10 protein-coding genes are annotated in these 11647 nt (G+C 59.1%); 8 read left to right on the top strand and 2 right to left on the bottom strand.

The window, feature by feature from the left end:
* On the bottom strand, positions 1–626 hold a 626-nt coding region (locus NW837_RS05895; RefSeq protein WP_414329816.1), incomplete at its 3' end, for a phosphate ABC transporter substrate-binding protein PstS.
* Positions 627–1240: 614 nt separating this feature from the next.
* Between NW837_RS05895 and rplI the strand changes: the two genes are divergently transcribed.
* The 8 genes from rplI (at position 1241) to glmS (ending at position 10998) form a co-directional block, all read left to right on the top strand.
* Entirely contained in the window at positions 1241–1705 is a 465-nt protein-coding gene (gene rplI, locus NW837_RS05890; RefSeq protein WP_414329820.1) for a 50S ribosomal protein L9, read from the top strand.
* Positions 1706–1883: 178 nt separating this feature from the next.
* The gene (gene dnaB, locus NW837_RS05885) at positions 1884–3659 is read left to right on the top strand and encodes a replicative DNA helicase (protein WP_414329818.1); all 1776 of its coding nucleotides are present in this window, start codon (positions 1884–1886) and stop codon (positions 3657–3659) included.
* A 131-nt stretch (positions 3660–3790) separates the two neighbouring features.
* A complete protein-coding gene (locus tag NW837_RS05880) occupies positions 3791–4687 on the top strand; it encodes a universal stress protein (protein WP_414329814.1) in 897 nt (298 codons plus the stop codon).
* A 47-nt stretch (positions 4688–4734) separates the two neighbouring features.
* Entirely contained in the window at positions 4735–5568 is an 834-nt protein-coding gene (gene larB, locus NW837_RS05875; RefSeq protein WP_414329812.1) for a nickel pincer cofactor biosynthesis protein LarB, read from the top strand.
* A gap of 260 nt (positions 5569–5828) precedes the next feature.
* Positions 5829–6728, top strand: a complete 900-nt coding sequence (locus NW837_RS05870) for a TerC family protein (RefSeq protein WP_414329811.1) — start codon at positions 5829–5831, stop codon at positions 6726–6728.
* A gap of 204 nt (positions 6729–6932) precedes the next feature.
* Positions 6933–7739 carry an ABC transporter ATP-binding protein gene (locus tag NW837_RS05865; RefSeq protein ID WP_414329809.1) on the top strand — a complete coding sequence of 269 codons (807 nt, stop codon included), beginning with the start codon at positions 6933–6935 and terminating at the stop codon, positions 7737–7739.
* Positions 7739–8962 carry an MlaD family protein gene (locus tag NW837_RS05860; protein WP_414329808.1) on the top strand — a complete coding sequence of 408 codons (1224 nt, stop codon included), beginning with the start codon at positions 7739–7741 and terminating at the stop codon, positions 8960–8962. The genes NW837_RS05865 and NW837_RS05860 overlap by 1 nt, the downstream gene beginning before the upstream one ends.
* A 188-nt stretch (positions 8963–9150) precedes the next feature.
* On the top strand, positions 9151–10998 hold the full coding sequence (gene glmS / locus NW837_RS05855; protein ID WP_414329806.1) for a glutamine--fructose-6-phosphate transaminase (isomerizing): 1848 nt from the start codon (positions 9151–9153) through the stop codon (positions 10996–10998).
* On the opposite strand, the gene NW837_RS05850 is transcribed toward glmS, so the two are convergent.
* Complete coding sequence (locus NW837_RS05850; RefSeq protein ID WP_414329804.1) at positions 10959–11465, bottom strand: heavy metal-responsive transcriptional regulator; 507 nt, start codon at positions 11463–11465, stop codon at positions 10959–10961. The two genes, glmS and NW837_RS05850, sit on opposite strands and share 40 nt — an antisense overlap.
* Positions 11466–11647 lie beyond the last annotated feature (182 nt).

Genomic DNA, 11647 nt, shown 5'->3' with positions numbered 1-11647 from the left:
GAGCCGCGACCCACCTTTTGCTTCCACTCTGGGCTAATAGCGTTGAGGTGAGTGGTGAAGATATCGGTGGTACCACTTCCATCAGAGCGATGCACGACGGTAATCGGCAAATTCGGGAAAGTCACCCCTGGGTTAAGGCCAGCCAGCAGGGGATCGTTCCAGTTCTTGATCTTGCCCAGGAAGATATTCGCCAGTGCCAGGCGGGAAAGGCGGATTTCGGGGCCCACCCCAGGAATGTTGTACGCTGCAACTAACGCTCCGCCCACCATGGGTACAGAAACCATCCCTTTGGGAGGGTTAGCCTCATTCTCAATTTGGTTGATCTCTTCAGGACGGGGCACGCTGTCACTGGCACCGAAATCGACCGTGCGGGCTACAAACTGCCGACGACCCGCACCGCTTCCTACAGACTGATAGTTGACCTGGATGTTAGGGTTTTTCTTGCCAAACTCTTGGGCCCAAGTTTGATAGATGGGGGCCGGGAAGGTCGCCCCAGCGCCATTGATGGTGATGGTCTGCTGAGCAAACACCCGCTGCCAATTCGTCTGACTGGCCGCAAAGCCGGCAACAGTGGCAGATAGAAACTTCAGGAAAGAACGACGCTCCAAGGGGTGCAACGTCACCATACAGATCTCCTCTCCCAGATGAAGATAAAATCCTAGCCCAGATCTAAAAAAGGCTACTTCACTCGAGAACCTTACCCAACCCAATCAAAACTCGTCGGGCTGGGTATGCCACTACCGCCTGGAAGCTTGGAGGCAACCCTCAAGCTAACCCTGCGATCCTCAACAAGCCTTCAACCGATCGCAACATCCCAGGGATCCCTTTGAGCACGCAGGGTTCCCTCGGGAACGCTCCATTGAAGACTTCGCCAGTCCGCGCAGCTACTATAACGTAAAGGCCAGTTGTTTTTGGTTAAAACGAGGCTAAGCCCAGGTTATCTCTGGGGATATCCGCCAAATGTTGCAAACCCCTCAAGGGATCCCCTTTGGTGTCAGCCACTCTATACCCTCTGCTAAGTATTTCCTGAAACAAATAACCTTCCGCATTTTTGGTTTAGAAACAAGGTGGCTTCTTGTCTTCCTACCGGGGTTGCGAGCGGCAAGAGAGCTTCATCGGCAATGAGCTCCGAGAAGGGATCCCCTATGCCGACGGGCTGGTGGCTATGGCACTCTGGGCTGACGATGAACCTGCTGAGCCTCTAGAATGGAGGGCTGTCGAGAAAAGAAGTGTCTTCCCGATGTCGAAACGTAACATGCAGGTTGTGCTGCGCCAGGCGATCCCAGGGCTGGGCAAGCCCGGAGAGATTGTCAACGTCAAGCCCGGCTATGCTCGCAACTACCTCTTCCCGCGGCAGATGGCGGTGCGGGTTACCCCTGGCATATTGAAAGAGCAGCAGATGCGTCTGGAGCAGGAAGCGGCTCGTAAACTGGCAGAAAAACAACGGGCGGAAAACTACAAGACCGCTCTGGAGACCATTGGTCGCTTCGTCATCCGTAAGAAAGTGGGAGAACACGACCTCCTATTTGGGCAGGTGACCACCAGCGATATTGCCGAGGTGGTGCTGGCTACCAGCGGTCTAGATATCGACCGCCGCAACATTCTCCTCAACGAGGAAATCAAAAAAACCGGGGTTTATCCCGTGCAGGTAAAGTTACACCCCGAAGTTACCGCTACGCTGCGCATTCAGGTTACTCCCGAATGAGGACTCACCTTCGAGGCTCCCTGAATTCCTGTGAGGGATCCCGGGGTGAGTAGGGTTTTTGCCTTAGGCAACAAGCGGGTATGCTCAGCCTAGAGCTTGACCCGCCTGACGATTGGAGCTGACTGGCTGAGAGGCCGGTTGCCCTAGGGCTGGGTTGATTTTCCTATCCTGGCTTGTGGTGATCAGCGATTACGACTTAACGGGTGGGGATCGGCTTCCTCCTCAAAACATAGAAGCTGAGGAGGAGATCCTGGGGGGCATTCTCCTCGATCCGGATGCGTTGGTGCGGGTCGCGGAGTTTCTGCGTCCAGAGATGTTCTATATCTCTGCCCACCAAGAGATTTACCGGGCTGCTCTCCAACTGCACAGCCAAGGCCAACCCACTGACCTGATGACTGTGTCTGCCTGGTTGGCGGATCATCATCTTCTGGAGCGGGTGGGAGGAACGGGGGCGATCCGTCGTCTGCTGGAGCAAACCGTCAGCAGCGTCAACATCGACCAGTATGCTCGCCTGGTGATGGATAAATACATGCGCCGCCAGTTGATCCAGGTGAGCAATACCTTGGCTCGTTTGGCCTACGATACCAGCCAGCCCCTGTCTCAGGTGATGGATCAAGCCGAGCAGCAGGTGTTTGGCCTCACCCAAGAGCGAGTGCAGCGCAGTCTTATCCCGGCCTCTGAGGTTTTGGTCAATATCTTCTCGGACTTGGAAGAGAAGTTCCAAAGCGGGGCACAGCTTCCGGGGATCCCGACCAAATTCATCGACCTGGATAACCTGACTCAGGGCTTGCAGCGATCCGACTTGTTGATCCTGGCCGGTCGTCCCTCGATGGGGAAAACCAGTCTTGCCCTCAACATTGCCCAAAATGTGGCTGCCTATGCCAAGCAGCCGGTCGCTATCTTTAGCCTGGAAATGTCGAGGGAGCAACTGGTGCAGCGGCTTTTGGCCAGCGAAGCCCGCATCGACAGCAGCCGTCTGCGCTCTGGGCGCATTAGCGAACACGAGTGGCAGCGCCTGGGCCAAGCCATTGGTTTTTTGTCGCAACTGCCCCTGTTCATCGACGATACCCCCGACTGTACCGTTACCGAAATTCGCTCCAAAGCGCGGCGTTTGCAGGCGGAACAGGGGGGAACGTTGGGGATGGTGTTGATCGATTACCTACAACTGATGCAGGGATCCGCCGCCGACAACCGGGTGCAGGAGCTGTCGCGCATTACTCGTGGCCTCAAGGCCATGGCCAAGGAGCTGATGGTGCCGGTGCTGGTGCTGTCTCAGCTCAGTCGAGCTGTTGAGTCTCGCTCCGATAAGCGCCCGCAACTGGCAGACCTGCGGGAATCGGGCTGTCTGGCCGGGGATACGCAGGTGATGGATGCGGATCGCGGCAAGATCTGGCGGTTGGATCAACTGGCGGCCCTACCGGCTGCGGCGGAACTGCCCCGCCTGCTCAGCTTGAACGGACGCGGACGCCTGGTGCCCCAGCAGCCGGTGAAGGTGTTTCGCAGCGGTCACCAGCCCACTTGTCTTCTGAAGACCCGCCTCAACTTTTCCATTCGCGCCACCGGCAACCATCCCTTCTTGACCCCAGACGGCTGGAAAACCCTCGACGAGCTGCAATTGGAGGAAGAGGTGGCGGTGGTGGTGCAGGAGGGGCTGATCTGGGATCCGGTGGTGTTCATCAGCGAGCCGGGGGAGCCTCAGCCGGTTTACGACGTCGAAATGCCCCGCCACCACAACTTCGTGGCCAACGGTCTGCTGGTTCACAACAGCATCGAGCAGGATGCCGATCTGGTGATGATGATCTATCGCCCGGAGTACTACGATCCCAACACCAGCGATCGCGGCATTGCCGAAGTCATTATCGCCAAACATCGCAACGGCCCCACCGGTACCGTGCGCCTGCTGTTCGAAAGCCAGTACACCCAGTTTCGCAACCTGGCGGATCCCAACCGCTGAGCAACCGATGCCGAAGAGGGATCCGGAGCTGCTGCCTTGGGAACAACCCCGCAAGGTGTTAGCTTAGGATCGCTGCGGGCCAAAGCGTTGCTCTTGAGCCGGCTACCCTCTCTCCTAATGCTCAAAACGATATGTTTAAAAACGTGTTAATTGCCACCGACCGCCGAGATGGCCTGCAGCGTTTTGGCAAGTGTCTAGAAGATCTGCACAGCAATGGCATCGAGCGCGTCACCTTCGTCCGCAGCGTAGATTGGCAAGAGGACGACATCGGCATTCCCGACGACATTACCCCCGAAGTCCAGGCAGAGCAGACCCAGTTGCAGAAGCTGCTGAACCCGATCCCAGCAGGGTTGGAAGTCGAGGCTCTGGTGCAGGCGGGCAAGCCGGCAGAGGCGATCCTAAAAGGGATCCAAGCCTACGGCTGCGATCTGTTAATCACAGGCATGGGTACCCACAACCTGCTCGCCGAAAAATTGTTCGGCAGCACCACCATGACGCTGTTGCCGAAGCTGAAAATCCCCCTACTGGTGATGCGCCCACAGCTGCTGGCTACCTTTACCCTGGAAGAATTGCGCTTGCGCAGCCGCCACCTGTTTCGCTGCCTCTTGGTGCCCTTTGACTTTGAGCAGCCGCGTCAGCAGTTGCTGAACCATCTCGGCCACCTGCTGCCCGGTACTTCCCAGTGCCAGACGCTTACCCTGCTCTACGTGGTGGATCCCAGCGCCCGCCGCAACCAAGGAACTCCGGTGGAGGTGCTCCAACGCAAAGCCGAGGCTGACCTGGCCCAGGTGCTTGAACCCCTGAGCGAGCAGGTGAAGCCCGTAGAGCTGCGCACCCTGGTGCGGGTGGGATCCCCTCTCAAAGAGATCCTGGCTACTGCTGCCGATGAAGACATGACGGCCATTGCCACTGCCTCCCCCCATGTGGGCAGCTTTTGGGAGTGGTCGGTTCGCAGCCTCACCGGCGAGATTTTGCGGCAAAGTTGGCATCCGGTGTTGTTTTTCCCGCGCGGGTCTTTGGCCCAATAAATCCAGGCAAGATCCAAGCCGAGTGTTGCAGATTGAACTCACCTTCCATGAACCCCCCTTCCACGACAGCGCTGCAGGATCTGTTTCGGGCGGTGGCCCAAGGGAAGCTCACCCCAGAGCAAGCTCTGCAGGCCTATCGCTTTCTGCCCTTCGAGCCGGTGGGAGATTTCGCCCATGTGGATCACCACCGTCCCTTGCGCACGGGCTTTCCCGAAGCCGTGTGGGGGCCGGGCAAGACCCCAGATCAGATCGCCCAAATCCTGGAGCAACTCCACCAGCGGGGATCCCTGGCCTTGGCCACCCGCATCGAAGCCCAGGTGTATGCCGAGATCCGCAGCCGCTTGCCCCAGGCCCAGTATTCCGAGTTGGCCCGCTTGTGTTGGATCCCGTCCCGGCAGGTGGTCAGCCATCCTGGGCAGGTCAGCGTGATCTCCGCCGGAACTGCCGATTTACCGGTGGCAGAAGAAGCCGCCCTCACGCTGGAGCTTTCTGGGTTTCAGGTGAAGCGCCTCTGGGATGTGGGGGTGGCCGGGATCCATCGGCTGCTGCACAACTGGGCGGCCCTGCAAGCGGACGTGCTGATCGTGGTGGCGGGCATGGAGGGGGCCTTGGCCAGCGTGGTGGCGGGTCTGGCGGATTGTCCGGTGATCGCTGTGCCCACCAGCATTGGCTACGGGGCCAGCTTCCAGGGCTTGGCTGCCCTGCTCACGATGCTCAACTCCTGCGCGGCGGGGGTGGGAGTGCTGAACATCGATAACGGTTTCGGGGCGGCGATTCTGGCAGGCCAGATCCTGCGCTGTGGACAACGGCTGGCGGCTCGACTGAGCTCATCCGGCCCCACTGGAGATCCAACAGAGGATGGCCAGATTTCAGAAGGTTAAGAACTGTAAATGGATCCTGAGCCAAACAGGCTATACTCAGGCCATAGTTTAGGCTTGGGCTTTCTCTTTCCCATCCTTCGGGAGTTTGAGGGTGTTGCCTCTGGTCACCTAACTGGGTTCATGCCTTTTTCTGGGGTACCTTTATCCGAAGATGGGGAGGGTTCCTACGCTGGTTAACTGCTGTGTTGGACTGACTGGGGCGGACAAAACGCGCGAATATGCTAATTGATGCAACACTTGTCAAAAATGCAACAGATGCGATGGGGGCAACCTTGATCCTGGCGCAAGGGATGACTCAGTCCTTCACCTGGACAGATATTTTCTTGGTGGCGGCTTTGGTGTTTTTGGAGGCCGCCCTCTCTGCGGACAACGCCGTTGCCCTGGCGGCTCTGGTGAAGCATCTGCCCACCCCCCAGCAGCAGAATCGGGCCTTGCGCTGGGGCATCATCGGCGCTTACAGCTTTCGCATTGCCATTGTCTTTGCAGCGGTTTGGTTGGTGGAGTATCCGCCCGCCCAATTCTTGGGGGCCTGTTATCTGCTCTGGCTAGCCTGGCAGCACTTTCGGGGCGAGGAAGAAGGCCAAGAACAGGACATCACCCGCCACGCCAATTTTTGGCAGACCCTGGTGATGGTGGAACTGACGGATCTGGTTTTTTCTTTCGACAGCATCGCCGCTTCGGTGGGCGTCTCCCGCAAGGCTTGGGTAATCATCCTCGGCGGCATTCTCGGCATTACCCTGATGCGCTACATGGCTTCTCTGTTTTTGCGTTGGTTGGACGAGTTCTCTCACCTGGAAGACGCCGCTTTTGCCATCATCGCCTTGGTGGGGAGCACCATGTTGTTGGAGGTGTTTTTCCCCCAAATCGAGATCCCAGAGTGGGGGATGGTGGTGGCCGTGATCCCCTTATTTGTCTGGGGCTTCTCGCGGCGCGTGAAACTCCATTCAGAACAGGATAAGCAGCCGGAGCTGGCCGACGGAGAGCAGAGAGAAGAGAGAAGGGCAGCGCCTACAGATAAAACAGATAAAAAAGTAGAGATCATCCCCTCTGGGTGGGCGGCTGCCCTCGAGGAAGACCTCGCCCCTGAGCTGCAGAGCAAGGAGGATGGGGAAGAGAGGTACGGCTTGGGCTTATCGCCAGGGATCCCTGATCTGCCTTGATAGGGCTGTGGGCTGCTTCATTGCCTTGGCCCCTGCCGACTCCTAAACTAGCAGTGAAGCCGACTCAAGGAGGGAAGCATCCTGAGCCCCCAGTTTTGCTTGAAATCATTGGTCAAGTGCTTCAGAAGCAGCATAGACAGCCCAAAGGAGCAGCAGGCCGCGGAAAATAGGCTCCAGCCTTTGGCGAGGGCGGAGGTTCTGAGCATGCCAGCAGTGCAGAGCACTGCCCCCTTGGTGGAGCTGCGCCAAGTTTCCAAGCGCTTCGGCTCGACGGTGGTGCTTGACCACGTGGATCTGAAGGTGTACCGGGGTGAGGCCCTGGGCCTGGTGGGGCCTTCGGGCACCGGGAAATCGACGCTGCTGCGCATCATCGCCGGCCTAACGGAGCCAGACGCTGGAGAAGTGCTCTGGTGCGGGATCCCGCTCTCGGAGATTCAAGCCCATCATGCAACTCCCCCTTTGCGAGTAGGGATGGTGTTTCAGCAGGCCGCCCTCTTCGACTCCCTGACGGTGGAAGAAAACGTGGGGTTTTTGCTCTACGAGCACTCGCAGTTGCCCCGCTCCCGTATTCAGGAATTGGTGGCCGCCAAGCTGGAGGCGGTGGGGCTGGCGGGCAAAGAGCACAACCTGCCAGAAGAACTCTCGGGGGGGATGCGCAAACGGGCCAGCTTCGCCCGCGCCATTATGGAGGATCCTTCTCTGCCCCAGGATGAGCCCCAATTGCTGCTGTACGACGAGCCCACAGCGGGCTTGGATCCCATTGCCTCCACGGTAATTGAAGATCTCATCCGGGAGCTGCAGCAGGTGAAAAAAGCCTGTGAGAGCTACATTGTGGTGACCCACCAGCACAGCACCATTTACCGCGCCACCGACCGCATTGTCCTGTTGGCTCAGGGGCGGGTGCAGTGGGAGGGATCCGTGCAGCAGATTGAAACGTGCGATAACCCCTTTGTGCGGCAGTTTTTCAGCGGTAGCGTAGAAGGGCCAATTCAAGTGGCGGGGCAGGTGTGATGCGTTCGCGAGCAGTGCGAGAAGGGGCAGTGGGCCTGTTGATCCTGGCGGGGGCGCTGGGCTTTGCCGGCCTGTTTTTGTGGATCTACAACCTGCGCTTTGGCAGTCGCGGCTTTCAATTTACCGTCACCTATACCAACGTGGCCGGGCTGGCCGAGGGATCCAGCGTGCGGCTGCGGGGGGTAACCGTAGGTCGGGTGGAGCGTATCACGCCTCAACCCAATCAAGTGGAGGTGCAGGTGGCCATTGACCAGCCTTTGGCTATTCCCCGCAACGCCCTGTTTGTAACCAAACAGACGGGGTTGGTGGGGGAAACGGTGATGGACATCCTGCCCCAGGGGAGGGGTCAGGCGGCAACGGGATCCCCTCTGGCAGCGGATTGCGACAGCAGTCAAATCATCTGCGATGGGGATGTGGTGGAGGGCAAACCTGGAGTGGATTTTGGCCAGTTATTGATCCGGCTGGATCAGTTGCTCACACGGATCAACGACGATGAGCTCTTCGACACCCTTAACGCCACCCTAGAAGGGCTCACCCGCGTCGCCAATAGCGTGGCCGATCTCTCAGAAACCGTGGAAGAGCGAGTAGCTGCCCTGCGCACCGAAGATCTGGACTTGTTGCAATTCACGACCGCTGCCACGGCCATCCAAGACGCGGCTGGAGCTGTGGGGGGAACTGCCCGCAGTTTGCAAGCGGCTGCCGATCAATTCACCGCCCTGGTGGATCAAAACCGCACTTCCCTTAACGCCGCCCTGGAGAACATCCAGCAGGTGAGCGCCGATCTCCAGGCCATGTCCAGCGCAGTGCGCCCGCTAGTTACCGATCCACAACTCCAGGCCGATGTGCGCCAGATCCTGGCCGAGGTGCGAGCGGCTGCGGAGAACGTGGCCCAAGCTACCGAAGATCTGCAGCAGATTGCCGCCAGCCTCAACGATCCGGGCACCCTGGCCACGCTGCGCCAAACCCTCGATTCCGCCCGCATCACCTTTCAGAATATGCAAAAAATTACCGCCGACATCGACGAGCTGACCGGGGATCCCCAGTTTCGCCGCGGCATTCGAGAGTTGGTATTGGGGCTGAGCAACTTGGTCTCCAGTGTGCCCGGAGAAGATGGGATCCAGCCCGCGGTGGCCGAAGGGTATCACTTTCGTTTTGCGCCCGTCTCTTTTGCCCAGGGGATTGTCTCTGGATCCCAAGGATGGCAGCCGCAGACTTCCCCATAAGTTGGCTGCCTTTCCCCTCTCTCTAGCGGGAGTCTGGGATCCCTGAGATGACCCGCTGAGGTAACAACGGCGGCCAAAGCCGTTGAAGGGATCCCGAAGCTGGGGTAGGCTTTGCGGATAAGGTGCTGTGCCTACGGCACCCCCTATGGCTACGCAACGCTGATGCGACTGAGGTTGAGGTGTGAGGAATGTGTGGCATTGTCGGCTACGTGGGTTTTCAGTGGGCTGCCCCCATCCTGTTGGAGGGCCTGCGCACCTTGGAGTATCGGGGCTATGATTCTGCCGGCATTGCCACAGTGGATCCCGAAGAAGGATTGAGAGTTGTCCGCGCTACCGGCAAGCTGCACAACCTGCTGGTGAAGCTGACGGCCAACATGCCCACGGCCAAGGTAGGGATCGGACATACCCGCTGGGCCACCCACGGCGGCGTGACCGAAGAAAATGCTCACCCCCACTGCGACGAGCGCGGGCGCATTGTGGTGATCCAAAACGGCATTGTGGAAAACTACCTGGAGCTGAAGGAGCGCCTCTTGGAGCGGGGGATCCCATTCCGCTCCCAAACCGATACGGAAGTGATCGCCCAACTGCTCGGCCTCTATACAGAAGAGCTGGGCTCCTTTGAGGCGGCCTTTGGCCAGGTCATGGGGCAACTGCGGGGAGGAAACGCCGTAGTGGCTCTGGATCGGGAGGCGCCGGATCGGCTGATCGCAGCCCGTTTGGGCAATGCCGGAGCCGTGGTGGTGGGAGAGGGAGAAGGGGAAAACTTCGTCGCCTCCGATCTGCCTGCCATTGTCCGCCATACCCGCAAGGTGGTGTTCTTAGAAGATGGGGAAATGGCGGTTCTCACGGAGTCTCAAGTGCGCTACTTGCGCATTACCGGCGAGGAGCTGCGCAAATCCAGCATCACCGTGGCCTGGGATCCCGTCTCAGCCGCCAAGGGAGGCTACAAGCACTTCATGCAGAAGGAGATCTTTGAGCAGCCCCGCACCACCACCGATACGCTGCGGGGGCGGGTGGATCTGGAACAGGGCCGGGTGACGCTGGAGGGGCTAGCGCTTTCTGAGGGGCAACTGGCCCACATCGAGCACATCCACGCTGTAGCCTGTGGTACTGCCTGGCACGCCTGCTGGGTGCTCAAGTACTTCATCGAGAGCTTGGCCCGTACCCCTGTAGAGGTGGACTATGCCTCTGAGTTTCGCTACCGCCAGCCGGTGTTGCGCCCCAACCACCTGTTGCTGGCCTTAACCCAGTCGGGAGAAACCGTCGATACGCTGGCAGCCATGAGCGAGGCCCGCACCCAAGGGATCCCGACCCTGGCGATTGTCAACGCCATCGGATCCCAGGCCAGCCGCCTGGCGGATGCTGGAGTCCTCTACATCCATGCCGGGCCGGAGATTGCCGTGGCTTCCACCAAAGTGTTTACCGGCATGTTGGTGGCAGGGTACTTGCTGGCCTTGCAACTGGCCCAGGCCAAAGGGATCCTCAGCCCGGCCCAGATCCAAGCCCACCTGCAAGCCTTGATTGAGCTGCCGGGCAAGATCAGCCTGATGCTGAAGGACGCCGCCCTCTACGACCAACTGGCGGAGCAGTACCATCATGTTGCCAACATGCTCTATCTGGGCCGCTGGGTTAACGCCCCGATTGCCCTGGAAGGAGCTTTGAAGATGAAAGAGGTGAGCTATATCCACGCCGAAGGCTACCCGGCAGGGGAGATGAAGCATGGCCCTATTGCCCTCATCGACGAGCGGGTGCCGGTGGTGTGCATTGCCACCCGGGATCCCGTCTACGAAAAAATGCTCTCCAACATCGAACAGGTGCGGGCGCGGGGGGGACGGGTGATCGCCCTCATCAACCCCGAAGACACCCAGGTGCGGGAGAAAGCCGACCACATCATCGAGGTGCCCAGCACGACACCCCTGTTGTCGGCAGTTCTGAACGTGATCCCCCTGCAGTTGTTCGCCTATGCCATGGCTTTGCGCCGCGGAGCCGATGTGGATCAGCCGCGCAACTTGGCCAAGTCGGTAACGGTGGAGTAACGGCTGTTGCCCTTGCCGCCCCTGGCCTCTGGTTTTTGCAAAATCGGGCAGATCACCTCTTTTTCATCAGCAGCCGCAGGGGTGATTTGCCAATCGGAGAGGAGACCTTGAATTTGGCTTTTCAGCGCTTGCAGATCGGCAATTCGCTGTTCAATCTCCTGCAGCTTGTCTTGCAGGTGCTGGCGAATTTCTGGGCAAGGCTGCTCCCCTCGGTCGTGGACATCCAGGATTTGGCGGATTTCTTCTAAGCTCAGGCCCAGGCTCTGGCAGCGGCGGATAAAAGCCAGGCGAACCAAAACCGAAGGGTCGAACAATCGATAGCTGGACTCCGCCCGTTCCACCGTTGGCTTCAGCAGGCCTATCGATTCGTAGTAGCGCACCGTGCGTACAGGCAAGCCGGCTGCTAGAGCCACCTGGCCGATCTTCAGGCTGGCAGACAAGTCCTGGACAGCAGCAGGATTCGACATGTCCCCAACTGGATCCCTGCAGATTTCTTCAGCGTGACATACTCCCACACTCATGCTGACGCAAAGCGCTCCGCGCCGCCAAAGCGAGAGAGTGCGGGCTTCAAGGACTCCGTCCCGCTGACGCGAAAAGAACGGGATGCCCCACCGCCCTGTGCTTGATGTTGATGGCCGCATGGTGGTCG

It is taken from the genome of Synechococcus sp. R6-10, from assembly GCF_047461815.1.
GTDB lineage: Bacteria > Cyanobacteriota > Cyanobacteriia > Thermostichales > Thermostichaceae > Thermostichus.
Note: the sequence above shows the minus strand (reverse complement) of the source record. Positions and strands in the feature narration are given on the sequence as shown.